The sequence below is a fragment of the Paenibacillus sp. JT22N12 genome (assembly GCF_056269365.1).
The window spans coordinates 486,300-511,425 of the sequence record NZ_JBWDNU010000001.1 but is presented as its reverse complement, the minus strand read 5'-3'; the positions used below and the strand labels follow the sequence as shown (position 1 = coordinate 511,425).

The following is a 25,126-nucleotide window of genomic DNA, read 5'->3' as shown; positions in this document are numbered from 1 at the left end:
CAATAAATAAAAATATTTGACTCTTATATATCATAAAATGCATTGACTTTTGATTGGATGTTAACTAATCTAAGGATCATGCGGGGTGAAAATCTTTAGCTCAGACTCGTAACGTCCAGCAAAATACCGAAGAAAGTGGTGGAGGCCATGCCGGAATTATTGATATTGGGTACAAGCGCGGGGGTGTCGACTGCCAACCGCCATCATTTCAGTATGGCGATCAAGAAGGACGGCCGGCTGTATATGATCGATTGCGGCTGCCCGGTGAGCATGCTGCTGAAGAAAATGGGAGAAGATCCGAAAAATATCGAAGCGGTGTTTCTGACGCACTGGCACCCCGATCATGCAAGCGGCCTGCCGATGCTGCTTCAGGATCTTCAGCTGACGCACCGGTCGGAGCATCTGCCGGTTTACGGCCCTGAAGGCACGATCCGCAAAGTGAAATTGCTGCAGAACATATTCATCATCCCTCAGGATATTTATCCTTATGAGCTTGAGGCGGTTGAATATAATGAGGATACGTTATTCGAGCGCGACGGGCTGAAAATCAATTTTTTCAAAACGAAGCATCTCGCTCAGGATGCCTGGAGAAAAATAGATGATAAGCATGGCAATGAAATTGCTCCAGTCGCATACGGCCTGGTAATTCATATGGACAACAAAAAAATAGTCGTCAGCGGGGATGTATTGTCCTCCCAGGACCTGGTTCATGTCCTGCATGATGCCGATCTGGTCATTCATGAGTTTGGGCATATTCATCCGGAGAAGCTGAATCATTTTCTGAAAGAACAGCAAATTTCCAACCTGCTCATCACCCATATCCATCATGAGTGGGATTTGAAGACGGAAGAGCTGCAGCGAATCGTCGGGGCGGGGCACCCAGGCGAAGTTCAAGTGGCCCATGATCTTATGAGAATCATCCTGTGACGGAGGGGAATTAATGATGACGCACGATGAGCAGACCAAGATTACTTTTTTTGGCACTTCCGGTGCTGTTCCCGAGGTTGGCGGGGACTCGCCGACCTTTCTGATCAACGACAAGTATCTGGTCGATACCGGCTGGTCGGTTATCGACAACCTGCGAAGCAGAGGCCATGACCCGCTGCAGCTGGAGTATCTGATTTTCACTCATTTTCATCATGATCACTATATGTCGCTGCCGTTCCTGCTGTTTTATTATCTGATGCGGGGCAAACCGCTGGAAGAGCTCAAAATCATCGGACCGGCGGAAGATTTGCATCTTATCGTGAGACGGGCGATCGATTTTCTGCATGCCGAACGCTATGGCTGGGCCAATCTCTCTCCGCTCTTGATCCCGCTCACGCCGGGAGAAGCCTATGAAGAGGAGAACTTCCGGCTCGATACATGCTCGACGGCTCACCCTGTTCAGGGTTTATGCTATCGCTTCCTGGATAAGAAGAGTGGACGGCTGTTCTCTTTTACCGGAGATACGGCGTTCCATCCGCCGATTATCGAACATGTAAGAGGAAGCGCCCTGCTTATTCACGAATCGGCGCTCGGACCCATTGCCGCAAACCCGGATAAAAATGACTACATGCATTCCGGTGCTATCGATGCGGCTACGATCGCGGAAGAGGCCAAGGTCGGCAAGCTGCTGCTGCTTCATGGATCCGCCCAAATCGCGGATCCCTGCGTTCAGGCCGCAAAGCGAATTTTTTCTGGAGAAGTGGAGTGGCCGAAGGACGGACAGACGTACATAATTTAATACGCGATAGGAAGCAGCGTGCCGCGGGGCAGCTGCTTTTTTTTCTACGTTGGCCCAATTAACGACAAGTACGTTGTTCGAGACACTGCGGGACATGTTGGGATTCCGGCGGAAGCGAAGTCGGTTTGTTCCCTCCGTAATTCGAGTCTCCCAATGCGTACGTTCCTCAAGATAGACAGCGTACTCCACTTGGCGGAGTCGCTTCAGGGGATCATCTTGTTCCAATGCATCGTCGACCAAGACCGCAAATTCTCCATTGCACCAGATATAGCGGCTCCAACTGCGCAATCCGGTCATTCGGCGTACCAGACTCCGTCTCTAGACGGGGCACCATTCAGTACCTCAGTCTGTTTGCGCTTCCTCATAAATCATCTATCATGAAATTAACACAAAAAAGGATTTCGAATAGAAAGAGTATGCTCTTCTAGACGATTTCAAATAAATAAGTCAATCAAGGTGAAACGGCTGTCGCCGTCTTTTGGCGGCGGGGCGCGTTTCATTCCGGTGAAATATAAGCAAAGTATAGGCCAAAATTTATACTTTCTTACTATTTTAAAATAAGAATGAGGGAAGGTTGGTATAAATGTTGCTGCGTTTACGCAAATCCTCATTGCAGACTGGCTGGATGATGTGGGAAAGAGGGTTCGAATGGATTTCAAAATTCCGCAGCTCTCATACATCACACTTTGGAATTTGCAAAGTAATGATTAAGAAGCATCACGGAGAGAGTATCGTATGTGCGGACTCCACCATCATCCATAAAGGAAATTGGGTTGGGGAACTCCATCTCAATAATAAAGCGATCCTGACTCTGATCAAATCCGAAGGCTCGGACCGCGCAGCACTCATGACGGCCCGGCTTGCACGGAAATCCATGCAGCAAATAAGTGACGCGTTTGCAAGTCAGCCGGAGTTCAATGAAGTTAAAGCGTTAATCGGAATTACGCTTCTTCACCGTGGTTTGACACATGGTCTTGGTTTTGAACAACAACCCATGAAATCCGATTTGTTCCAAAGAATCACAACCGTCTATCTTCGATTATTGTTATCCGTTATGCACCCTGAGGGCAAGAAGCGGATTGGCCGAAAGACCGAACAACTGATACCGATGATGTTGATTCATTCCCGCGCATCGCTCAAGAACCGATTTACGGCGGTGAAGAGGTTGCCCATTCAAGATGAGATAGGTTTACCCGAAGCGAGCTCCTGTTAATTGGATTACAACGATAGACACTAAAAGTATGGTGAATATATTGCCGTAGGCAACCTATTTTCATCACGCTTCTGATACGAGGGCGGGGATAAGCATCATGGATAAAATCATGGACTTTTTACAGAATTTCGGAGCGACGGGACTTTTCATTCATGCCATGCTGGATGCGATTATTTTTCCAATCCCGGCGTTCTTCCTTCAACTTTCTCTAAGCGCCATGCAGCCGGAATCGGCTTTATGGCTCGCTACCCTTGGTTTTGCCGGAAGCCTGCTTGGGACGCCAATCGGTTATGGGATCGGCAAAGTGTCGGGAAAGCATGTTCTGAGCAGGGTGATGAAGAAAAAATGGCTGGACTCGGCAACCGAATTATTTTCCCGCCGTGGCGAGGCTGCAATATTGATCGGATCTTTTACTCCGATCCCGTTTAAAATATTCACGATTTTATCGGGATGCATGAATTATCCGTTATGGAAGCTGCTCAGTTATGCAGCAATTGGACGGTCAGTGAAGTTTTATGCAGTCGGGTTTCTTTTCTATATGTATGGCCGCGCGGCAGAGCACATGGTTGATCGCGTTCTCACGATCACACTGGTGGCAGTTGGAGTACTCATAGCGGCAGGATGGTTCTTGATACGGAAGCTGCGTGAGCGGAGGAAGATGAATGACGAGAACCTACCGATCGATAAAGCAGGGGACGGAGGCGGGAAACAGCATGCAGTGGATAAGGCGGTTTGATCAAACGATGTTCTTCTGGTGCAACCAGCGGCTAAGCAGTCGGGCCCTGGATCGGTTGTTCGGATGGATTACCCATTTGGGCGGAGCTTTGTTTACAATTATTTGCGCAGTTTCCCTGGCATGGTTCGCTGCGGGTGAGTTCAACGGAGCCGGACTGCAAAGTTTGATTGCCTTGGCCGTTAGCCATATAGTTGCCGTCCTAATTAAGAAAAAGGTGCGCAGAGCCCGGCCTTTTCGCAAGCTGGAACATGTGAAGGTAGGCAAATTCCCGCTCAAGGACTATTCCTTTCCATCCGGCCATACAACCGCCATTTTCGCTCTTGTTACACCTTTTATACTGGCTTCATCGCCTGCGGTTATGCTTGTCTTGATTGGTCTGGCTTTGTTAGTTGCAATATCCCGGGTTTATTGGGGCTATCATTACCCGATTGATTGTGTGGCAGGAGGGCTGGTCGGGTTTATAACCGCGCTGCTGGTTGCCTGGTTCATGAATAATTGAAATTTCAGAAAGACGCTTTCCTTCTTGCAGCAATGTGCTTAAGCTTATACAACTTGCAATTCGTTCGTCTGGATGATAGGGCTTGACGAATGAAAGAGGTGACCGCAATGAGACAGGAACACCATATTTTAATTTTAACGGCCGATTACGGCGAAGGCCACCATCAAGTGTCCAAGGTACTGAAGCAAAGCTTTGTTCACCATGGTTATAACCAGGTGGAGATTATCGACTTGTTCCGGGAAGCTTATCCTGTGCTAAACAAGCTCATCCGTTGTCTGTACCGGCAAAGCCAGTATGCAGCCAGCCTTGGAATTCCGTATTATGGATGGTCCTACTATTTGACCAACCGGCTTCCCCTCAAAGGAAGGATCGCAGCCTGGATGAACAGTCTTGGCGGCGTTAGGCTCATGAAGATCATTCTCCAGTACAAACCGGATGTGATCATCTATACATTCCCATTCGGCAGTTTGCCAATCAGGGACGATGTATCCGCAATCCGTCCCCGGACAGCTGTTGTCATCACGGACTTTGACGTTCACCTCAGATGGCTGTTCTCCAGGCCGGACCATTATTTTGTCGCTGCCAGCGACGTGAAAGAGAGGCTGGTCAGGCAGGGTGTCCCTGAGAGCTATATTGCCGTTACTGGAATTCCGGTCCGGGAATCGTTTCACGATGCGGCAGTTATCGGTTCCGGCAAAGCAACAGACGAGAATGTCATTCTGCTCATGGCTAATGTTTGCGGCACATTGCGTTCGCTCATGAAGCTGATCGGCAAGCTGCTGATCTTGTCAAACGTCCGCATTCAAGTTATTTGCGGCCGACAGGAGGGTTGGCGGCGGAAGCTTGCGGAAGTTTGGGCGGATGATGCAAGAGTATATGTATTCGGTTTTACCGATCAATTGCATGTGCTGATGAAGAGCGCATGCTGCATCGTCACGAAAGCTGGTGGCGTTACATTATCCGAGACGATTCAGGCCGGAGTCCCGATCTTTATATTAAAGCCATTTCTGGGGCAGGAGAAGGAAAATGCCCTTTATTTGCAGCGCAGAGGAGCGGCAGTCGTATCCTTTACGATTCACGATTTGACCTTGCAGATCCAAACGATGATTTCCTCTGAGTCCATGAAACAGTCCATGAGGAATGGGCTGCTCTCGGCAAGACAGGATGCGGCTGCGGACCACATTGTCAGGCATTTGTTTCCCGAGGCAAGCTCATTAAGAAGGAGTGGAATATGATGAGTGGGAGTAGCGCGTTCAAGCTTTCTACTCTGACGCTGTTCACGGTTCTTTTCTGCACAGAATTTGTTCGAAGCGCTTTCTTGTTCTCGTTCCTGCCCAATTTTGCAGTCAATCAGTCGGGGCATACCGTTGCTTTGGTCGGTCTCGCCGTCTCGCTTCATTATGCAGCGGATACGTTGATTAAGGCGATTGCAGGATATTTGCTAGACAGGTTTTCGCTGCGTTGGCTGCTGCCCGCTACTTTTGTCCTGATGCTGACAGGGCTAGCTGCCGTGTTCTTCAGTCCGCATGTCTGGTGGCTGGTTGCCGGGTCCGTTATGCTTGGGATGGGGGCGTCGCCCATCTGGCTTATTTGCATGGAAAAAATCCGAATGACGGAGCGCGCGGCCCAGATGGGGGCGATCTACACGATTTGGCTTGCCTGTATGGGACTGGGTCCGGTCACGATCAATCTCACATTCGATTATGGCTTCGAACCGGCGTTCCGGCTGATGCTTGCGCTTCTCGCCGTCGGCTGTATCGCATCGTTTGCGATTAACCGAGAAACCCCGTTACACCTCCAGAACGTCAGCTTTGCCGATCAGGCAGCAGGACTGCGGAAGAAGCTCGTTCAGTTGAAATGGCTGCTGCCTGGCATGATCCTGCAGATGACCGCTGCGGGACTGCTGCTTCCGATAATGCCCGGCTTTGCCGCTGACCATCTCGGTTTAAGCCAGCCGCAATATTCTCTCATGCTGATGCTTGGCGGAGCCGGCGCGATACTGTTTCTCGTTCCCTTGGGGAAACTGGCCGATCGATGGGGACATAAGCAAATGCTGGTCTCCGGCTTCGTATCGCTTACGGCCATATTGGTTTTACTTGCCTTATCCATGCCGCCGCCTGCGTTAACGATGCTGCTTGCATTTATGTTGGGCTTGTCTTATTCAGCGGTGCTTCCGGCCTGGAATGCGGTGCTGTCGTACCTTGTCCCGGATGATCAGAAAGGTACAGGGTGGGGAGTTCTCTCCGGGATTGAAGGGCTCGGCATTATGATCGGCCCGGTCATCGGGGGATGGGTGGCCAGTCAGTATACGAATGCCGCCGCCATCAGCATTAGCGCTGCTTTGCTCGCTATTCTTGCACTCTTTTATTTGATTTTGCCGCAAAACAAGCTTGTCTCGGCTTGCGGGACTTCGCAGCACAAGAAGGAGAACTCTCATGTGCCTGATCGGGGTAGTTGAGCAGTTGTTTGCGCAGTATGGATATCTGGTCCTTCTCCTTGGCCTGCCGTTGGATTTTATCGCGCTTCCCATCCCGCCGGGAAACAGCACCTTAACCTATACCGGTTTCTTATCTTATAAAGGAGTGCTGCAGGGGGGGCCGGCTATTGCGATGGCTTTGGCTGGATCCATTATAGGGGTCACCATCACGTACATGATTGGGTACAAGGCAGGTATGCCTCTAATCGAGCGTTACGGAAGATGGCTTTTTCTCAAGCCGGAGCTTGTCGAGAGGACGCGACGCTACTATGACAAATATGGGGACCGATTGCTGCTGGTCAGTTTCTTCATTCCCGGAGTCCGGCAGTTTGTTGGATATTTTATCGGCATTATACGGGTGCCATATCGCAAAGTATGGATATATGGATATACCGGAGACGCTCTTTGGGTCATTGTCTTTTTTTCAATCGGCTACTTCTTTGGGGATCAGTGGGGATATGTATTTCGTATCGTTGAACACTATTTAAAGGTCATCTTTATCGGATTGGCTGCCCTTGCGGTTGCGCTGTGGTTGATCAGGTATCGCATCATGAGGGGCAAACGCAAAAAAGACAAAAAAAGAAGCAGAGCGGGGGAGCATTATCGGAGCGAATGACTGGTTTTTAACGTTCGCATGACGTCACTTCCGCTCCCGCTATGAGTGCGCCAAACGCTGGCTTTGACCTCAACTGAATTCAAATGTACTTATCATTACTTAGTTATATTAAGTAATTGACTTACTAATTATACAATACTATACTTAAGTAAGTTTATGGACAGAAATGGTTTTATCCATACTTTACCGGATGAGTGTATGAAGGAGGGAGGAAAATAGAGGGAGGAAAATAAATACACTCATTATCGCGGTTCAACGAGTGCCGCGGTCACAGCTGGGAGCTTGAAAAAAACATCGGGACCGATCAAAATATAGAAAGCGGTTGTTGGACATAAGTCTGCTTACAAAGCTGCCGGTAAGAATGGAACATTGATTAGGAGGTATTGTAAGTGGAGATTGGGATCAGCACTTTTGTAGAAACAACGCCGGACGTGGAGACCGGAGAGGTGATCAGCCACGCGCAGCGATTGCGTGAAGTCGTCGAGGAAATTGTACTCGCCGATCAGGTAGGGCTGGATGTATTTGGCGTGGGCGAGCATCACCGCAAGGATTATGCCGCGTCTTCTCCTGCCATTGTACTGGCTGCGGCTGCGCCGCAAACCAAACGGATACGGCTGACCAGTGCGGTCACCGTGCTTTCTTCGGCAGATCCGGTGCGCGTGTTTCAGGATTTTGCCACACTTGACGGAATCTCGAATGGACGGGCAGAGATTATGGCAGGCAGAGGTTCTTTTATCGAATCCTTCCCGCTGTTCGGATATGATTTGGATCATTACGATGAGCTGTTTGATGAGAAGCTGGAGTTACTATTAAAGATACGGGAATCTGAGAAAGTTACCTGGAAAGGCGGGCATCGGCCGGCCATCCAGAATCTGGGCGTCTATCCGCGGCCTGTTCAGAATCCATTGCCAGTATGGATTGGCAGCGGGGGCAATTCGGAATCGGTGATACGCGCAGGGCTGCTTGGGCTGCCCCTCGTTCTGGCTATCATTGGAGGGAGCCCCGTACAATTTGCGCCGCTTGTGGAGCTTTATAAGAAGGCGGCTGCGCACGCAGGCCACGACGCATCGCTGCTGCCGGTTGCCTCTCATTCGCATGGATTCATTGCGGAGAGCACCGAGCTTGCGGCAGACCAATTTTATCCTTCTACCCGGCAGACGATGAACGTGCTGGGGAAGGAGCGCGGATGGGGACCGTACGACCGCTCAAGCTTCGATTCCGCACGCAGCTTCGAAGGAGCGCTGTACGTAGGCGATCCGGAGACGGTAGCCCGTAAAATCATTCATCTGCGCAAGCAGGTGGGCGTAACGCGCTTCCTGCTGCATGTACCGGTTGGTACCATGCCCCATGAGCAAGTCATGAGAGCCATAGAGCTGCTGGGAACCAAGGTCGCGCCGCTGGTTCGCGAACAGATAGCAAGATGGGAAGCCGGGGAAGAGGCGAAGCAGTAATTTCTAGGCCTTAATTGGCCGCAGGGACCATGCTCCGCAAGAGAAAAGCACCTTCAAAACCACTATTATGGTGGAGTTGAGGGTGCTTTTCGTAATAAGTGATGTGCGGTTGGGGGAATTGAAGCAGTCCCAGGATGATGTCGATCTGAGTTATGACATCATTTTCCTTCCTCTATGCAAGCCGCGTGATAACAAGATGTGCAGAGACTGGTCTGGTTCCTCCTGCCAGAGGCGTGATGGTCAATGCCGCGGCATTGCCGGCAGGATTTCGTACAGTAAGGATCGAATTGATGGCAGTTGTTTGCACGAGAGCCATTCCCACGATTTGAGAAGTGCCTGTTGCCCGCCCGACCACCGTGTAGGCCAGATCCGCGCCATTGAGTGTCAGAATAAGTTGGCCTGCTTCGCTGACACTCACTTGAAACAGCACCTGATAAGTACCAATCGCAGATAGGCTAAATGTACTTGGACCCGTACGGACAATTGCAGCCCCGCTTGTAGGCCCATTTTGCGGAAAACTTACATCTGTGCCTGGAGCAACCGTTGCTGCATTATCGGGAGGCATTAACGCGAAAAAATCGGCAAACCCCAATACGCCTCCGGCAGCTCCGGTAGCTCCCGTTGCGCCTGCCGGTCCGGCAGCGCCTTGAGGGCCCGGCGGCCCGGTCGGACAAGGGGGACATATGCCTTGTGGACCCGGAGGGCCCTGTGGACCTTGAGGGCCAGGAGGACCCGGGGGACCTGGTAATCTTCCCATTTGAGCATGCACTCTCCTTTAACGGATAGAAGTTAAAGTTCTTTTTTGATTCAGAATAAGTTTATTCCCGATCGCGATGCTTCATGTGCGAATTGTAGTCTGGAACGGCTTTATAAATTAGATTTCGAAGCTATACGGAGGCTGGCGAGCCGTATTATCAGCATTGTGGTACACTTAAATTACGTGTCTTGTCAGTTGAACGATTAGGAAACAGGAGGATGAAAGCATGAAAATCTTGATTACCGGAGCTTCCGGCAGTGTAGCCTCCGGCGTAACCGGGCAATTGGAGCGGAAGCATGAAATCACCTTGTCCGATGTTGTTGCCGTTGACACGCCGCTCCCTTTCCACCGGGCTGATGTCCGTCAGATCGGCGCATTGGATCAAGCCTCTGAAGGAATGGACGTCATCATCCATACCCCTGCCTTTCATGGCATCCATATGGGCAAGCACTCCGAGCAGGAGTTCTATGATCTGAATATTACGGGCACGTTCCAAATGTTCCAATCGGCTGTCCGCAACAAAGTCCGGCGCGTCGTATGGCTTTCGAGCATGTCCTTCTACGGGGACGATTTCTATGCCTATACCAAAAAAATCGGCGAACAGCTATGCCGCTTCTTTCATGAATCCCATGGCATTGAAGTTATCATGCTGCGTCCTGCAGACTTCACGCCTTATCCGGATATCCGGCATTATGGCGAGCGATTACTGCATGGCGGCGTTGATCGCCGGGATGTGATCGGGGCTGTTTCCTTGGCTGTGGAAGGTACGGCGGCTTTCGGCGCATACCGCATTGTCCGTGAGGATCGTTTTACCAAGGATGATGTGGAAGCCTATCCGGAATCTCCGTTGGAGGTATGGGACAGGCTTTACCCCGGTGCCAAAAAGATCATTGAAGCTTACCATTTCAAGCTGCCATCCGAGATCCGGATTCCCGATTTGTCCAAGGAAAAACAGGAGCTGGGCTACTCGCCCAAGTATAATTTTGGCACTTTCATGCAGGAATACATAAGAGATGGTGTGATTGCCCCATAGGTGACAGCATCAGCCGAAGCTGCAAGAGATTAATAGACAACCAGAAGGCTGCCGATGATTGTTTCCGGCGGCCTTTGTTGTACCGGAATCCAATATATCACTTGAGGGAGTGAAAAATTTGGAGGTCAAATATCAGATCGAAGACAGCGTTCTTATGATTCACCTGAATAAAGAGTACGGCATTGAAATTAAAAGGATCGATTTTATTCCCGCAGGGGATTCGGCATACTCGTACGGGATCAGCTGTGCGGACGGACAACGGTATTATATGAAACTGTTTGATCATCATCATGACCGGCAAAAGGCAGGTATAGATCGGCTGGATTACTATCTGCCGCTGACTTGGCGCATGTATGAAGAGAAGCTTTTCACCAATCTTACTTATCCGATCCTAACATTAAACGGTGATTTTAAAACAACGCTGTCCAATGTTACGGTGGTATTGTTTAATTTCATCGAGGGGGAGACATTGGCTGAGTCTTATCCATTCTCGAATGATATTCTTGAGGATATCGCGGAGTCATTGGCAGCCATTCACCGGATTACGCCTTACATCGACCCTTCCATGCTGTTGACCGAAACCTTTGATATTTCCTTCGCGCCTGAACTTGAGAAGTGTCTTGCAGCGCTTGAAAGCATTCAAATCGCAGACAGCTCTATTAAACGGGAAACAAGAGCGCAGGTATTGCCCAGGAAAGAGCAAATCCTTGCCCTCTTGAAGCTCGTTCGTGAACTTCGCGGCAGGGCAGTATCGGATACCAAAGCAATGGTGTTATGCCACGGTGACATTTGGGGAGGCAATTTGATCCGTCATGATAACGGGCTTTATATTCTGGATTGGGAATCCGCCATCCTGGCCCCGCCGGAATTGGATCTGATTGGCTACATTGGTGAGGAGTTCGATGTTTTCCTGGCCGCTTATGAACAGCATCTCGGTCAACAGGTGACAGTAGACCTTGACTTATTACGTTTCTACTCCTACCGCCATCATCTCCGGAATTTGGCCCACTGGTTAATGAATATCCTCTATCGAAATACGGAAGAAGCCCAGAATGAGAATGATTTGGAAATGATTGTGCATCATTGTATGGACCGATGGGATAGTATTGAAGCCAGGGTTCGTGCTGTGGATGCCAGGTTGAGAGCAAGGGGGCAGTGGGCGAAGCATCCTGGTAATCCATGATAGATATCTATGAAATTATGGTGTAAGCCTGCCTGATCATGGTATAACAAGTAGGGATAGGAGAATATGTGCGGCGGAGGAGAATGCGAGATGTCGGTACCCTTATTGTTTGGCCCATATGGAAGCGGGCAGCTGCCTGCCAACATTAAAGATTATGGTGTCAACGCCAGATGGTTTCACGGGTTTAACGAAGAATCCTTCGCAGCCTGTGCGGAGCAAAAATTGGAAGCCTGCGTAGAATTCAAAACGTTTCGCGCCGATTTTGAAGAGCATCCCAAGCTCATACCTATCGGGGCAGACGGAAAACCCATCCGATACGGCCGGTTGGTACAGGGAATCTGTTTATCGCAAAAGGACTATTTGGCTGAAATCGAAGAGCAGCTGCTGGCCGGCATGAAGCAATTCAAACCTAGAGGTATATGGCTCGATTACCTGACCTATGCAGGCTGGTTCGAAACATCCCAGCCCGATCTGCAGGAAAGCTGCTTTTGCCGGGACTGTATTGCCGATTTCTGTCATTTTGCAGATGTTGACGTCCGTACACCGGAAGAAATATTGACCGGCTATCCGGAGGAATGGAAGAATTATAAATGCCGTAAGATTGCCGGCCTGGCGCTTCATTATTCAAAACTGATCAAGGCCGTTAATCCGGATTGCGTAGTGGGTGCGTATATGTGTCCATGGACTCCTGATGAATTCAATGGCGCCTTGACCAGAATATTCGCCCAGCATTATGAATGGCTGGCAGAAGCTATTGATGTGTATACCCCGCTTATTTATTGTTCAAAAAGCGGCCGCAGCCCGGGCTGGGGGCGCTGGTGGCTCGAGCAGTCGGCCGGATTCGTCCCGGCGCAGTGCAAGGTTCAGCTGATTTTGGATGCCTTGGATTATCCAGAGAGCCTGACGGATGCTGCGGCTTCGGAGGTGCCATCATGGGGTATTCAGCTGTTTGCAGGCGCCCCGCTGTTTCATGATCCGGAGAAAGCGCTTATGTTCAAGCGTTCGGTTGAGGCTATTTCGGAAGCTTTGCAAAAATGAGGAGGTTTAATAATGAATCTTTTTGAAAATCAACAGGGTGAGCAATCAGCAGCAAGCTTTCACTGGATTAATAAACCTGAATCCTGGGGATTTGACGGTGACGGCAAGCTGACAATAATCGCACCGCCTCTGGCAGATTTCTTCCGCGACCCGAAGGGAGGAAATGCGAGGGAATCGGCTCCTTACCTTTACACCGTTCTGAAGGGCGATTTTACGGTATCGACCCGGGTCGAGGTGGACATGATTGAAGATTTCGATTCCGCATGCATCATGTTCATGGTCGATGACCAAAACTGGGCAAAGCTGTGTTTTGAATATCCCAATAAAATTCCTACCATGGTAAGTGTGGTTACTAAAGGTACTTCGGATGACTGCAATTCGGAGACAGTAAGCGTGAAGAAGCCATATCTCAGAGCTACCCGGTTCGGAAACTGTTTTGCCTTCTCCTATTCAACTGATGGAAACTACTGGACTCTGGTCAGATATTTCTATATGGATGCTCCGGAGGAAATCAAGGTTGGAGTAGCGGCGCAGTCGCCTGCGGGCAATGGCTGCAGAACATCCTTTGATTACCTCGAATATTCCCCTGTTCCGGTAACAAATTTAAGATCCGGGGAATGAATCAGGTTTTATGGAGATACATGAAACCAGCCAGCCGAATTTTCCTGATCCAAGGGAAATTCGGCTTGTTGTGCTTCCATCCGCAACCTGCGTGCCGCCGCTACGTATTGCTTTGTGTGAAGGAGGCACGGCAAACGTGTTGGGAACCTTTAAGGGCTTATATGAAGCTTGGATCGACCATCCCGAACGGGAAGGGAAGCTGCTTCACGGAGGCAAATATCGGATTTGCCGGTTTCTCGGGATGGGAAGCTACGGGCTGACCTACTTGTGTCATGATGTGGAGTCGGGTGAGGAGATTGCAGTCAAGCAAGCCAGACCGAGCAAGGGGCAATTGGGCCGGGAGCTCCTGCGCCGCGAGATTGAGATTATGGGACAGCTGGGGCATCCGGCCATTCCGGGCTGCCTGTCATCATTCGTCCATAACAGGCGGCTGTACATGGTGACCGAATATGTGAAGGGACGGACTGTGGAAGATTTGATTTTTGAGAAGGGAGCGGTCTTCCAGGAAAGCGAGGCGCTTGGCTTCATTCGCAGATTGATGGAGATTGTGTGTTTTATTCACGGGAAAGGAATTGTCCATCTGGACATCCGGATTCCCAATGTCATGCTGCAGGGGGAACAGATCCGCCTCATTGATTTTGGTCTGGCCTCGCGCTTGTCGGAGCCGTCCCGTGTGGAGCCAGGAGCGGATGAGGAAACAAGGCTGAGAAGAACCGCTGATGTGACGAGCGATCTGTACGCCATAGGCCATTTTTTGCTTTTTATGCTGTATTCCGCCTATGAACCTGACGAACCGGACAAGGATTCTGCAGCCGGATGGGAGGGGGAGCTGAGCATATCGGCAAAGACCAAGCAGATGATCCGTAAGCTGCTCCAAATCGATCAGCCCTATGCGGATGCCCAAGCATTTATGCGGGAATTGGATGATTCGTTGATGATACAAGATGAAACGGCTGCGCCGTCGTGAAACTTATAGATTCTATAAGGATAGAAAAAAAGCCGCTTAGCGCGGCTTTGCATCAGGAGCTGGATCTTTTGTATCTGTTTTTGTAATAGCCTTGACCTTGATTTTTGTGTCCGTAACCAGATTGGTGGCCGGATGAGTAGGAGCGGCCGCTATGCCGGTTCGTTCCGCTGCTGCTGTTATAGTGATGGTTGTGTCTGGAATGTTGAACGGAACCAAAGATTTTACTAAGCAAACGCCTGAGCATTTCTCAATCCTCCTTTGGTTTTTGTAAAATATAGCCAAAGTATAAGCTTCTGTCTACTTTGGCTATATTTTTTTGAAGTGAGGAAACTTGCTTCGGCCGTCAAAGGACGGCGAAGCCGTCTCTTCATGAAATATCAGCAGGTATAAAAGGTGTCTTATCCTTTTCTGATATTTTTGGGGAAGAAACTTACGCTGCCAGAGGACGACGAAGCCGTTTCTTCTTACACTTTACGAAATAAAAGACGAGTGGTTTCGAAAGTATACGCCCAAAATGGACGATAACTTCAACCGCTGCATGTATTCAAGGGGGTAATCCTTAAAATGAGTCCGGATTGGATGAAGGCGGATGATCCGCTCCAATGTATAACGGTGACCGGAAGCGAGCGGAATGATATGGTTGTTATTTCCGGCTATTCGGAAGGTCTTCACTGCATTGGGGTAGGGACGGATGCGGCAGTATTCACGTATGAGCCTGCGCCGGGATTTGCATATAAAGTGTACTCGGATCTGGCGCTTGAGAAGAAAGCGGCCGAGAGGCATGTATACGAACGGCTTGAGGGGGTCCCCTATTTTCCCCAGTATCACGGGGAGGGCCGGAACTACCTGGTAATCAGCCATGAACCGGGCGTCACGCTGCAGGATTGTCTGCTGCAGGGTATTCCGGTGCCGGAGCAAGTTATTCAGGATGTGGAGGAGGCGCGCGCGGAGGTGCGCCGCCGCGGGTTGAATCCGCGCGACATTCATTTGAAAAATGTCATCCTGCAGAATGGGCGCGGTAAAGTGCTGGACGTGTCCGAATACGTACTGGAGGGTGACGACAAGCGCTGGGAGCACCTGGTGTGGGCATACCGCGTCTGTTATTCAGGCTTTGAAGGCAAAAAAATTCCGGCCTGGCTGCTTGATGCGATCAAGAACGGATACGCCAGACTGGATCAGGCGAACCTTAGTCTTGACGATTTCGCGCAGCGAATCAGTCAGCTGTTCTCCAAATTTCTGAAATAAGTCCGGGAAAATACGGGAACTGTTTTTCAATTCCGTAAGAAATCATAATACCTATGTATGGCAGGCAATGTAAATGGAATTTCCGCAAATTTTGTTCCTCCCCGTTTGATATTCATTCTTCCTGTTCTTTAGGAATATCTTAAGGAAATGGGTCTGCTTCGAGTCGTACTAACTTTATATAGTACAGGCTGAACATGTCAAACAAAACGAGCCCTTCGGAGTTTGTCCCAGGCTCGTTTTGTTTGTTCCGGGAATTCCCGCCAATCCAATTCCGTTATTTTCCCGACAGCCGGTTTTCCAGACGAAGCTTCCTCTGCAGTATGCCGAGAATGATGTCCGCCACAATGGCAAGCAGAGCGGCAGGTATCGCTCCGGCGAATATCCGCAGCGGATTTTGGCCGTTAAGGCCGGCATATATTTCGCGCCCCAAGCCTTCGCCGCCGATCAGCGGCGCGATGGTCACGACCCCGATGGCGATGACTGCGGCAATTCTGAGTCCGCTCATGATATAAGCGAGCGAGAGCGGCAGCCGTACTTTGAGCAGGATTTGCAAGGCGCTCATGCCGACGCCCTGTCCGGCTTCCACATAGCTCGGATTGACCTGCTTCATGCCGACATAAGTATTGCGCACGATCGGGTTGAGCGAATAGAGGAACAAGCCCACAATGACGGTATCCGATCCCAGGCCAAGCCAAAGCATCAGGAGCACAAGCATCGCCAGGCTGGGCAGAACCTGAAGAACTTTGGTTATCGTAAGTACAATTCTCGCCAGAATCTCGTTTCTGGCGCATAACACGCCGAGCGGAACGCCGACGACGAAAGCGAGCCCTACCCCTGTCAGCACCATGCTGATATGCTGAAGCAGATATTCCCACAGCAAGCCGATGTTGCGTCCCATATAATCAAGCAGATCGACGATGGTCAAGTGGTTGTCTTCCATGTCAGTTCCCCCTATTTCAGCAGACCGGTCTGTTTCAGGTATGCCAGCGCGACTTCGCGTTCGCTTTTTTTCTCGATGTCCATCTGGTAGTTCAAATCGATCATCTTCTGCACGTTGAGAGTGCCAATCAGAACAGACACGGCTTCTACCACATCAGGATGCTTTTCGGCCAAATCATTGCGCATAATGGTTGATGCGTCGTACGGCGGGAAAAACTGCTTGTCGTCCGCAAGCGTCTGAAGGTTGTAATATTTCAGATGCGGATCGGTGGAATACGCCAGAACGATGTCTACCTGATTATTCGCTGCCGCCTGATAAACGAGACTTTGCTCCATTGGAAAAGTACTCCCGAACTTGAAGCCGTAGGTTCTGGTAAAGCTTCCGTAACCGTCTTCGTCGCGCTCCAGCCATGTGGTGTCGACGCCGAGACGGAGGTTGGAGGCATCCGGGCGGACGTCGGATATTTTCTCATACCCTTTCTCATCGGCCAGCTTTTTGGAGACCGTGAACGCATAAGTGTTTTCGAATCCGAGCGGATCGAGCCACTTGAAATGAAAATATTTGTCAAAGCCCTGCTTGGCCTGCTCCAGGACCTTCGCACGGTCCTTCGTCTGCTCGATCGGAAAATGATTATTGAAAATTTCCCCCGTGTACAAAGTAGCCATCTGCAGCTCGTTTCGTTTCATCGCCTGTATGACGACAGGGCTCGCTGCCAAATCGGGTATGACCTCGGCACTGAGATCAGTGCGGTCTTCAATTAGGGCCTTATACATCTCCGCCAGGATCTTGGCTTCCGAGTAGGTCTGCGCGCCGATAACGACCGTATTGCGGCTTGTGCACGCGCTTGCCAGCGTACCCAGAAGAAGCAGGCAGGCCAAGGCTGCGGACGTTCTTGCTATTCTCATTTGCCATACTCCCTTCACACCGTTATCCGCCCCGTTGACCGGTAGCGCTTCGTCAGCCATTTCTCCAATAGCCCCAGCAGCACATCGGCGACGAGCGCGAGCAGGATTGCCCCAAGCGCACCGGTCACGATCAACTCCGGTTTGTTGACGCCGAGGCCCGATACGATCAGCTGGCCAAGACCTCCGGCGCCGATAAGGGTGGCGAGCGTTGCCCAGCTGATGATATATACCGTCGTTACCCGGATTCCCGACATGATGTAAGGCAGCGACAACGGCAGTTGAATGCTCAAAACGCGCTGAAGCGTGCCATAGCCCATCCCCCGGGCCGATTCGAGGACGTTTGGATCGACGGAATGAAAACCGTCATAGGTGTTGCGGAGAATCGGCATGATCGCATAAAGCAGCAGGGCAAAGACCGCCGGCTTCGTACCGATACCCATCAGCGGGATCAGGATGGCCAGCAGGGCCAGGCTTGGCACAGTCTGCAGAATGTTGGCGATAAAGAAAACGATGCTGTTGATCCACGAGATTCTGTTATATACAAGCACGATGCCGAGCGGTATGGCGACTACACTCCCAAGGGCGACGGCAAGCGCCGAAATAGTTAGATGCTCCTGTAAGGCAGTGGCAATTTGAGCCCATCTCTCATCGAAAAAAGCGATCAAGTCGTTCACCTGTTATACCTCCTCTACCGGTGATTCGGCGGCTTCCTGAAGATAACCGTCAGCCAGATGGCGCACGACGCTGCCCCTTGTGATCAGGCCCGCCAAACGGTTGTTTTCGTCGACAACCGCGAGGTTGGACAGCTGGTGACGGCTGAGCAGCTCGACGGCAGCGGGCAGCGGAGTTCCCGTACGGACAGAGTACAGCACAGGCTGCATGACATCGGAAACCGTCTTGTTCTCCTCGCCGTATTGATCGAGCACGCGGTAAATGGAGACAATGCCCTGCAGCCGGTTATCCCTGTCCACGATAAAGAGGGAGTCAACCCTGCGCCGTTCCATCACGGTGATGGCTTCGGCCAGCCCGCGTTTGGGCAGCGCCGTCACCGGTCTTGTGACCATCACCTCGTCGACGAGCGGGATTTCATTCATACTCTCGGCTTGGAGCCGCTTTTGGCCGATAAAGGAACGGACGAAGTCGTTTGCCGGATGGCGGAGAATGGCTTCCGGCTTGCCGGTCTGAACCACTTCGCCATCCTTCATCAGAACGATGGTATCGGCTATTTTAATCGCTTCATCCATATCATGCGTGACAAAAATAATCGTCTTGTGCAGCTCCTGCTGGAGCCGGACGAGCTCGTCCTGCAGCTGCTCGCGGCTGATCGGGTCGAGCGCGCTGAACGGCTCATCCATCAGAATGACGTCGGGATCGGCAGCGAGCGCGCGGATAACGCCGATCCGCTGCTGCTGCCCGCCGCTCAGCTCCGACGGGTAGCGTTCCCGGTACATTTCCGGCGGCAGCCCGACAAGCCCAAGAAGCTCATCCACACGCCGGTTGATTCTAGCGGTGTCCCATTTATTCAGCCGGGGGACGACGGCAACATTCCTGCCTATCGTCATATGCGGGAACAGCCCGATGCTCTGGATGACATATCCGATACTGCGGCGCAGCTGCACGGGATCAATTCCCTTTACATCCTGCCCGTTGATCAGCACCGAGCCGCTGGAAGGGGCGATGAGGCGGTTGATCAGCTTCATCGTCGTCGATTTGCCGCAGCCGCTCGGACCGATCAGAACCGAAATTTCTCCTTTTTGAAACTCCAGATTAATATTTTTGAGGGCTTGAAAATCATCGTCGTATACCTTGTGAATATTTTTCAGAATAATCATGCTGTTCCCACCTTTCCTAAAATTTAGCATTTCCATTTCCGTATATTTTTACCCGGAATCCTTACATTCAGATTAAACGGCTCCGAATTTCATTTTGAGGCGCCAAATCATGCTGTATAATGGTTGCAAACAACATGGTGAGGGAGTTATGGATAATGGAAATTCGGGTGCTGGAACCAGCAGATGCAGAAATCTACCGTGAGCTGCGGCTCAATTCCTTAGTGGAAAGTCCGGAATCATTTTTAACCACATATGAAATCGAGGGAGAAAGGCCCATTGAACAAACCCGGCAAAGGCTTCAGGTTGCGGATGGCATATTTACGTTGGGCGCATTTAAGAATCACGATCTGATCGGGGTTGTCACCTTTGTGCGGGAAAGCCATATAAAAACAGCCCATAAGGGAAATGTTTACGCGATGTATGTCTCGCCTGAATATCGCGGGCAAGGAATCGGCAAGGCCTTGGTGAACGAACTACTTAGAAAGGCGAAAAATTGCGACGGTCTGGAGCAAATTAATTTAACCGTGAATTCATCCAATACGCAGGCAAAAAGGATGTATGAATCAATAGGATTTGATACATACGGAACGGAAAGGAACGCCTCAAAATGGAGGGGGCAATATTGGGATGAGGATTTGATGGTGATCAAATTTGACGGCCATTGATCCGGTTAACCAGACTTGAATTAACAGATTGGAAATGACATTTGGCAAAAGACGCGGATCCCCTGTGGTCCGCGTCTTTTGCTTCAAAAATAGTGATTTTCAGAGCTGCGAAATGAAGTACCTTCTCCCGAAAAAGGGAAAAAGAAGTCTTTTCCATTTTCATAGACCCTTACATGAACTTAAGCAAACCTTAACACGCGCTACATATCGACAAGATAAGCTTGATTACAGGACGGAATGAGAGGAGAGAAACAGCTATGACACTTACTTACATTAATCAAGAAGCGCGCAAGCGCAAGCCATTGTCCCCGGAGCCGGTTATCGATGAGACAGCGGTCGTCCAGCGCAGCCGTCTGGGAGAGTGGACAGCTGTCGGCGCCAGAAGCCGCATGATGGAGAGCACGATGGATGACTACAGCTACTGCGTTGATGAGGCGATTATCCATTACGCGAAGATCGGCAAATTCTGCAATATCGCCTCCCATGTCTGCATCAATCCGGGCAACCATCCGATGTGGCGCGTTACGCTGCACCATGCGACCTACCGCCGCGTTTCCTACGGCTTCGCCGAGACGGACGACGAGCAGTTCTTCGACTGGCGCCGCTCGCATCCTGTTCATATTGGTCATGATGTGTGGATCGGCCACGGCGCGACGATCATGCCCGGCGTCACCATCGGCAATGGCGCAGTGGTCGGATCGGGGGCGGTTGTGACGAAAGATGTGCCGGCGTTCACAATTGTTGCGGGTGTTCCCGCCAAGCCTATCCGCGAGCGTTTTCCGAAGGAAATTGTTGAAAAATTGGAGCGAATCGCCTGGTGGGACTGGACTAGAGAACAGCTGGAGGAGCGCTTTGCCGACTTGTATGACCTCGAACAATTTCTCGGAAAATATGCATCTTCATAAAAACGATATAATCATTTAACATTCACATGATGTTTACAAGTTAGGTTCAATGAAACAAGTCGTATCAAAAGGAGGTGAAACGCCAATCATGCAACGATTCGTGAAGCAGCAGGTTCCCGAATACCAGATCATTGCCGACAAGCTGTTCGCGGAAATTCAGGCCGGCCAATACCGCGAAGAGGGCAGGATGCCTTCCGAGCAGGTGCTCTGCAAGAGATTCCGCGCCAACCGTTATACGATCCGCCAGTCGCTTGATCTGCTCGTTCATACCGGAGTCCTGCGTCCGCATCAGGGAAAAGGCTACTTCCTGTGCGAGAAACCGCTGGACATTCAATATACGATTACTCCGGCGATGCGCTTCTCCGACGTTATCCGCCAGCTTGGCCGCCGTCCGGAAGCGCAGCTGCTGAACCGCGAATTGATGGCAGCACCGGCGGTTGTTGCCGAGGGACTTGATCTGCAGGAGGGAGATCCGGTATACCGCTTGCAAATATTGCGGCTTGCGGACGATGTGCCGCTCTCATGGAATGAAACATGGCTGCCGGCCGCTTATTTCCCGGAGCTGCTGGAGACGCTCGCCAATATGACTTCTTTGTATTACTTGCTGGAGCAGCAGTATGGCATGCAGCTTTTCCGCATTTGCTCCTCATTCCGTTCGGGGAACCCGACCTTGGCTGAAGCCGGCATGCTGCAAATTTCGCCCAACACAAGCATCCTTCATATCGAAAGCGTCATGAGAGATCAGCACGGCCGCCGGGTCGAATTGACCTCCGCCAAATATCGCGGCGATTTATGCAAGGTATCGATACAGTTTGAAGAGTAAGGATTGGTCCAAAAATTCGGAGGTGCTTATAAAGTGAAAAAGCGTTATACGAATATTTTTCTGACTATTCTGACAATTACGTCCATTTTATTGATGATTGCCGGCTGCGGCAAGGCCGATTCCACGGCAGATGCTGCGAACAGTGGCGGTCAGAACGCGGCACCTGCTGCAGAAGACAGCAAGAAGGACTGGCCGGAGGTGCTTCGTCTGGGCGTGCTCCCCGGTGAGGAAGAAGGCAAATTGTCGCGGGGCAACAAGCAGTTTGCCGAGGATATGGGCAAAGCACTAGGCATCAAGACGGAGCTGTATGTGGGCGAGGATTACACGGCGGTTATTGAAGCGATGCGCACGAAAAAAATCGATATCGCCGGATTCGGCCCGTTCTCGTACATCATTGCCGCCGAGCGCAGCGGCGCGATTCCATTCGCCGTGAAGGCTCTCAGCAAGGAATCAGCGTTCTATCACAGCCAGATCGTGGTTCCCGCTAATTCTCCGGCAAAGTCAATCGCGGATCTGAAAGGCAAGACGTTCCTGTTTGCCGACGCGGCATCGACCTCCGGCCATCTGTTCCCGCGGATGATGATGATTAAAGAGCTTGGCATTACCAATGATCAGGTCGAATCCTATTTCTCCAACGTATCGTTCTCCGGTGGTCACGACAAATCGATTATTGCCATTGCCAAAGGACAAGCCGATGGCGCTGGCGTATGCGATACCTGTATTCAACGCGTTGTCGACGCAGGCTTGGTCAAGGCGACGGACTACCGCGTCATCGGAACATCAGATCCGATTCCAGGCTCTCCGCTTGCATATCGCGACGATCTGCCGGCTGATCTGGTGCAGAAGATTAAAGACTTTGTGTTCGGCTATGACAAACAGAATCCGGATTTCTTCAAGGACAGCAACACCACTGCCTATTTCCCGGTGGATGACTCGGACTACCAGGTTGTCAAGGATACGGCAAAGGCGCTCAATATGAGTCCCGAAGAGCTGCTGAAATAAGATGAGGATTAGGCCTGGCGGCGAAGTTAGTCTCACTTTAAAAAGGTTCAGATTTGACGACTTGATCGATCTGGGCTTTTAAAAAAGGGCGGTGTGCGAAAGAATGTCTTCTTTACTGGAAATCAAAGAGCTGAGCAAGGTGTATGCGGACGGAACGGCCGCGCTGAAGAGCGTCAGCTTCTCCGTAAGCAGCGGAGAGTTCGTGGCCATTATCGGTCCAAGCGGCGCCGGCAAAAGCACGCTGCTGCGCTGCATCAACCGGCTGGTCAAGCCAAGCGGGGGCGCGATCCGGTTCCAGGATATCGACGCCGCCGGGGCAACCCGCCGGCAGGTGCGCAATTTGCGGCGCCAGACGGGAATGATCTTTCAAGGCTACAATCTGATCGAGCGGGTTACGGTGCTGCGAAATGTGCTGCACGGACGGCTCGGCTATATGAACGCGGTCAGCGGATCGCTCGGCCTCTTCTCCAGGAAGGACGTGGAGGATGCCAAAGCGATTCTGCACCGGCTCGGCCTGTCGCAGCAGATCTACAAGCGGGCCGACGAGCTTAGCGGCGGACAGCAGCAGCGGGTCGGCATCGCCCGGGCGCTGTCGCAGAAGCCGCAGCTTATATTGGCCGACGAGCCGATTGCAAGCCTTGATCCGGTGACGTCCAAGACGATCATGGAGCATCTGAGCGCGATTTGCCGGGAGGACGGCATCACCTGTATCGTAAACCTCCATCAGGTAGAGATCGCCCGCGATTACGCGACAAGAATTATCGGCATCCACAAGGGCGAGGTCGTGTTCGACGGTGCTCCTTCCGCACTGACGGAGGATGTGATTCACCGCATTTACGGCGCTGCGCCGGATCGGAGGGAGCAGGATGGAGAAGCGCTTGCTCGAGCTTAGACGCCAAAAGAAGCTGCAGACGCTGATAGCCCTCGCTATTGGTTTGGTGCTTGTGATCGGCTCGGCCGTGCGCACCCAATTTACAGCGTTTACGCTGTTCGAAGGGATCGGCGAAATGTTCAAGTTCGTTTTCAACGACTTTTTGCCGCCTGATCTTTCGACACTGCATGAACTGCTCGGTCCTGCGCTCGATACGATATATATGAGCTATATCGGCATGGTTATCGGTGCGGTAATCTCGCTTGTGCTCGCTTTTCTGGCTGCGCAGACGACTTCGCCGCATCGCGGCATTCAGGTGGCGACGCGGGCTTTCGCCTCGGTCATGCGCAATATTCCGACTTTGATCTGGGCCATCGTGCTTGTCGCCGCCTACGGGCTGGGTACGCTCGTAGGCACAATGGCGCTTATTATTACGGCTATCGGCACGCTGACGAGGGCCTACGCCGAAATCCTGGAAGAGATCGATATGGGCCAGGTGGAGGCGGTGCGCGCGACGGGCGCCTCGTATTTTCAAGTGCTGTCGCAGGCGGTATTTCCGCAGTTTTTCCCCGGTTTCATCGCCTGGTCGCTGTACAAGCTGGAGCTTAACGTGCGGTCCTCGACGATCATCGGCATGGTTGGGGGCGGCGGACTGGGTTTTGTCATTCAGAAGGGACTGAAGCTGTTTCAGTTCAAGGAAGTGAGTCTGGCTATCATCCTGGTGCTGCTTCTTGTGGCCGGTACGGAATTTGTGACCAGTAAAATCAGGGAGAGGATCATATGAATACGGAATATGTGACAGGACCGAAGCTGCTGGAACGGGAAGGACGGCTGGCTTCGCAGCAGGAAAGCAAGCCAACGCGCAAGAAACGCGATCCCGTGCTGGTAGCGGCGGCAGTGTTCGGCGCAGTGTTCTTCGTCTTCTGTCTGGTGCAGATGAATTTCGACTACTCGCTGCTGATGCATGGGACGGGCAAGCTGTTCTCGCTTCTTGGCCAAATGTTCCCGCCCAACGCGGCAGACTGGAATTATGTACTCGCAGCGGCGTTGGAGTCGCTGGAGATTGCGCTGGTCGGTACGGCGCTCGCAGTCGTTCTGGCGTTCTTCCTGTCTTTTGCCGCAGCGGCCAATGTGTCGCCGCGCACAGCGTGGGCGGTCAAGGGCGCGGCCTCGCTCATCCGGGCGATTCCGACGCTGGTCTGGGCGCTCCTGTACATCGTCGCCGTTGGCATGGGACCGCTCCCGGGCATTCTGGCAATCGGGACCCATGCGGTCGGGATGCTGGTGAAAATGTTCGCGCAGTCGATCGAAGAGGTCAATCCCGGCGTCATCGAGGCGCTTGAGGCGACAGGAGCGGGGAAGCTGCAAATCATCGCCCAGGGCATTCTGCCGAGTGTTGCGACTTCGTTCGTGGCGTGGAGCGTGTTCCGGCTGGAAATCGATATCGGGGAGTCGACGATTCTTGGAGCGGTGGGAGCCGGCGGGATCGGCTTTGAAATCGCCAATGCGATGCGGATGTACGAATTCGACAAAACCTTTTTTGCGGCGCTGGTCATCTTCGTGATGGTATTCAGCGTGGAATGGCTGAGCAATCGGATGAAACTGAACGTCAAGTAGGAGAG

The 25,126-nt window shown here is 51.6% G+C and carries 28 protein-coding genes; 22 read left to right on the top strand and 6 right to left on the bottom strand.

The features are described from left to right. Positions 1 to 147 precede the first annotated feature (147 nt). From AC0YOA_RS02185 to AC0YOA_RS02145, 9 genes are all read left to right on the top strand, one after another. A complete protein-coding gene (locus AC0YOA_RS02185; RefSeq protein WP_475785204.1) occupies positions 148 to 927 on the top strand; it encodes an MBL fold metallo-hydrolase in 780 nt (259 codons plus the stop codon). A gap of 13 nt (positions 928 to 940) precedes the next feature. After that, on the top strand, positions 941 to 1,726 hold the full coding sequence (locus AC0YOA_RS02180) for an MBL fold metallo-hydrolase (protein WP_475785203.1): 786 nt from the start codon (positions 941 to 943) through the stop codon (positions 1,724 to 1,726). A 583-nt stretch (positions 1,727 to 2,309) separates the two neighbouring features. Next, positions 2,310 to 2,939: a YkoP family protein gene (locus tag AC0YOA_RS02175; protein ID WP_475785202.1), complete on the top strand. Its 630-nt coding sequence runs from the start codon at positions 2,310 to 2,312 to the stop codon at positions 2,937 to 2,939. A 94-nt stretch (positions 2,940 to 3,033) separates the two neighbouring features. Then, on the top strand, positions 3,034 to 3,675 hold the full coding sequence (locus AC0YOA_RS02170; RefSeq protein ID WP_475785783.1) for a YqaA family protein: 642 nt from the start codon (positions 3,034 to 3,036) through the stop codon (positions 3,673 to 3,675). Beyond that, a complete protein-coding gene (locus AC0YOA_RS02165) occupies positions 3,653 to 4,174 on the top strand; it encodes a phosphatase PAP2 family protein (RefSeq protein ID WP_475785201.1) in 522 nt (173 codons plus the stop codon). Before AC0YOA_RS02170 ends, AC0YOA_RS02165 begins: the two co-directional genes overlap by 23 nt. A 107-nt stretch (positions 4,175 to 4,281) precedes the next feature. Beyond that, entirely contained in the window at positions 4,282 to 5,409 is a 1,128-nt protein-coding gene (locus AC0YOA_RS02160) for an MGDG synthase family glycosyltransferase (RefSeq protein WP_475785200.1), read from the top strand. Then, the gene (locus AC0YOA_RS02155; protein ID WP_475785199.1) at positions 5,406 to 6,632 is read left to right on the top strand and encodes an MFS transporter; all 1,227 of its coding nucleotides are present in this window, start codon (positions 5,406 to 5,408) and stop codon (positions 6,630 to 6,632) included. Before AC0YOA_RS02160 ends, AC0YOA_RS02155 begins: the two co-directional genes overlap by 4 nt. After that, positions 6,610 to 7,266, top strand: a complete 657-nt coding sequence (locus AC0YOA_RS02150; protein ID WP_475785198.1) for a DedA family protein — start codon at positions 6,610 to 6,612, stop codon at positions 7,264 to 7,266. The genes AC0YOA_RS02155 and AC0YOA_RS02150 overlap by 23 nt, the downstream gene beginning before the upstream one ends. A gap of 389 nt (positions 7,267 to 7,655) precedes the next feature. Continuing rightward, the gene (locus AC0YOA_RS02145) at positions 7,656 to 8,717 is read left to right on the top strand and encodes an LLM class flavin-dependent oxidoreductase (RefSeq protein ID WP_475785197.1); all 1,062 of its coding nucleotides are present in this window, start codon (positions 7,656 to 7,658) and stop codon (positions 8,715 to 8,717) included. Positions 8,718 to 8,889: 172 nt separating this feature from the next. Here AC0YOA_RS02145 and AC0YOA_RS02140 read toward each other — a convergent pair whose 3' ends face one another. Beyond that, entirely contained in the window at positions 8,890 to 9,474 is a 585-nt protein-coding gene (locus tag AC0YOA_RS02140) for a collagen-like protein (RefSeq protein ID WP_475785196.1), read from the bottom strand. 226 nt (positions 9,475 to 9,700) lie between these two features. Here AC0YOA_RS02140 and AC0YOA_RS02135 point away from each other — a divergent pair, with 226 nt between their 5' ends. The 5 genes from AC0YOA_RS02135 (at position 9,701) to AC0YOA_RS02115 (ending at position 14,316) form a co-directional block, all read left to right on the top strand. Then, the gene (locus AC0YOA_RS02135) at positions 9,701 to 10,507 is read left to right on the top strand and encodes an NAD-dependent epimerase/dehydratase family protein (protein WP_475785195.1); all 807 of its coding nucleotides are present in this window, start codon (positions 9,701 to 9,703) and stop codon (positions 10,505 to 10,507) included. Positions 10,508 to 10,625: 118 nt separating this feature from the next. Continuing rightward, complete coding sequence (locus AC0YOA_RS02130) at positions 10,626 to 11,690, top strand: phosphotransferase family protein (RefSeq protein WP_475785194.1); 1,065 nt, start codon at positions 10,626 to 10,628, stop codon at positions 11,688 to 11,690. Positions 11,691 to 11,780: 90 nt separating this feature from the next. Then, positions 11,781 to 12,728: a hypothetical protein gene (locus AC0YOA_RS02125; RefSeq protein ID WP_475785193.1), complete on the top strand. Its 948-nt coding sequence runs from the start codon at positions 11,781 to 11,783 to the stop codon at positions 12,726 to 12,728. Between the two features lie 12 nt (positions 12,729 to 12,740). Then, complete coding sequence (locus AC0YOA_RS02120; protein WP_475785192.1) at positions 12,741 to 13,349, top strand: DUF1349 domain-containing protein; 609 nt, start codon at positions 12,741 to 12,743, stop codon at positions 13,347 to 13,349. A gap of 136 nt (positions 13,350 to 13,485) precedes the next feature. Then, complete coding sequence (locus AC0YOA_RS02115) at positions 13,486 to 14,316, top strand: serine/threonine protein kinase (RefSeq protein ID WP_475785191.1); 831 nt, start codon at positions 13,486 to 13,488, stop codon at positions 14,314 to 14,316. A gap of 36 nt (positions 14,317 to 14,352) precedes the next feature. On the opposite strand, the gene AC0YOA_RS02110 is transcribed toward AC0YOA_RS02115, so the two are convergent. Continuing rightward, positions 14,353 to 14,598 (bottom strand): hypothetical protein, encoded by a 246-nt coding sequence (locus AC0YOA_RS02110; protein WP_475785190.1) that lies wholly within the window; start codon positions 14,596 to 14,598, stop codon positions 14,353 to 14,355. Between the two features lie 282 nt (positions 14,599 to 14,880). Here AC0YOA_RS02110 and AC0YOA_RS02105 point away from each other — a divergent pair, with 282 nt between their 5' ends. Next, the gene (locus AC0YOA_RS02105) at positions 14,881 to 15,561 is read left to right on the top strand and encodes a serine/threonine protein kinase (protein WP_475785189.1); all 681 of its coding nucleotides are present in this window, start codon (positions 14,881 to 14,883) and stop codon (positions 15,559 to 15,561) included. Positions 15,562 to 15,835: 274 nt separating this feature from the next. Here the strand turns inward: AC0YOA_RS02105 and AC0YOA_RS02100 are convergent, their stop codons facing one another. The 4 genes from AC0YOA_RS02100 to AC0YOA_RS02085 are packed head-to-tail and all read right to left on the bottom strand — an operon-like array spanning position 15,836 to position 19,238. Further along, positions 15,836 to 16,501 (bottom strand): ABC transporter permease, encoded by a 666-nt coding sequence (locus AC0YOA_RS02100; protein ID WP_210046436.1) that lies wholly within the window; start codon positions 16,499 to 16,501, stop codon positions 15,836 to 15,838. Positions 16,502 to 16,512: 11 nt separating this feature from the next. Further along, positions 16,513 to 17,406: a glycine betaine ABC transporter substrate-binding protein gene (locus tag AC0YOA_RS02095; protein WP_475785188.1), complete on the bottom strand. Its 894-nt coding sequence runs from the start codon at positions 17,404 to 17,406 to the stop codon at positions 16,513 to 16,515. 14 nt (positions 17,407 to 17,420) lie between these two features. Further along, positions 17,421 to 18,080 (bottom strand): ABC transporter permease, encoded by a 660-nt coding sequence (locus AC0YOA_RS02090; RefSeq protein ID WP_210046434.1) that lies wholly within the window; start codon positions 18,078 to 18,080, stop codon positions 17,421 to 17,423. 3 nt (positions 18,081 to 18,083) lie between these two features. Continuing rightward, the gene (locus tag AC0YOA_RS02085; RefSeq protein WP_475785187.1) at positions 18,084 to 19,238 is read right to left on the bottom strand and encodes an ABC transporter ATP-binding protein; all 1,155 of its coding nucleotides are present in this window, start codon (positions 19,236 to 19,238) and stop codon (positions 18,084 to 18,086) included. 155 nt (positions 19,239 to 19,393) lie between these two features. Here AC0YOA_RS02085 and AC0YOA_RS02080 point away from each other — a divergent pair, with 155 nt between their 5' ends. The 7 genes from AC0YOA_RS02080 (at position 19,394) to phnE (AC0YOA_RS02050) (ending at position 25,121) form a co-directional block, all read left to right on the top strand. Continuing rightward, complete coding sequence (locus tag AC0YOA_RS02080) at positions 19,394 to 19,903, top strand: N-acetyltransferase family protein (RefSeq protein ID WP_475785186.1); 510 nt, start codon at positions 19,394 to 19,396, stop codon at positions 19,901 to 19,903. A 257-nt stretch (positions 19,904 to 20,160) separates the two neighbouring features. Further along, the gene (locus AC0YOA_RS02075; protein WP_475785185.1) at positions 20,161 to 20,808 is read left to right on the top strand and encodes a DapH/DapD/GlmU-related protein; all 648 of its coding nucleotides are present in this window, start codon (positions 20,161 to 20,163) and stop codon (positions 20,806 to 20,808) included. A gap of 88 nt (positions 20,809 to 20,896) precedes the next feature. Beyond that, positions 20,897 to 21,631: a phosphonate metabolism transcriptional regulator PhnF gene (gene phnF, locus AC0YOA_RS02070; RefSeq protein ID WP_475785184.1), complete on the top strand. Its 735-nt coding sequence runs from the start codon at positions 20,897 to 20,899 to the stop codon at positions 21,629 to 21,631. Positions 21,632 to 21,664: 33 nt separating this feature from the next. Next, entirely contained in the window at positions 21,665 to 22,633 is a 969-nt protein-coding gene (phnD, locus tag AC0YOA_RS02065; RefSeq protein WP_475785183.1) for a phosphate/phosphite/phosphonate ABC transporter substrate-binding protein, read from the top strand. 103 nt (positions 22,634 to 22,736) lie between these two features. Continuing rightward, entirely contained in the window at positions 22,737 to 23,525 is a 789-nt protein-coding gene (gene phnC, locus AC0YOA_RS02060) for a phosphonate ABC transporter ATP-binding protein (RefSeq protein WP_475766383.1), read from the top strand. Beyond that, positions 23,500 to 24,288 (top strand): phosphonate ABC transporter, permease protein PhnE, encoded by a 789-nt coding sequence (gene phnE / locus AC0YOA_RS02055; RefSeq protein WP_475766385.1) that lies wholly within the window; start codon positions 23,500 to 23,502, stop codon positions 24,286 to 24,288. The genes phnC and phnE (AC0YOA_RS02055) overlap by 26 nt, the downstream gene beginning before the upstream one ends. Continuing rightward, complete coding sequence (phnE, locus tag AC0YOA_RS02050; protein WP_475766386.1) at positions 24,285 to 25,121, top strand: phosphonate ABC transporter, permease protein PhnE; 837 nt, start codon at positions 24,285 to 24,287, stop codon at positions 25,119 to 25,121. Before phnE (AC0YOA_RS02055) ends, phnE (AC0YOA_RS02050) begins: the two co-directional genes overlap by 4 nt. Positions 25,122 to 25,126 lie beyond the last annotated feature (5 nt).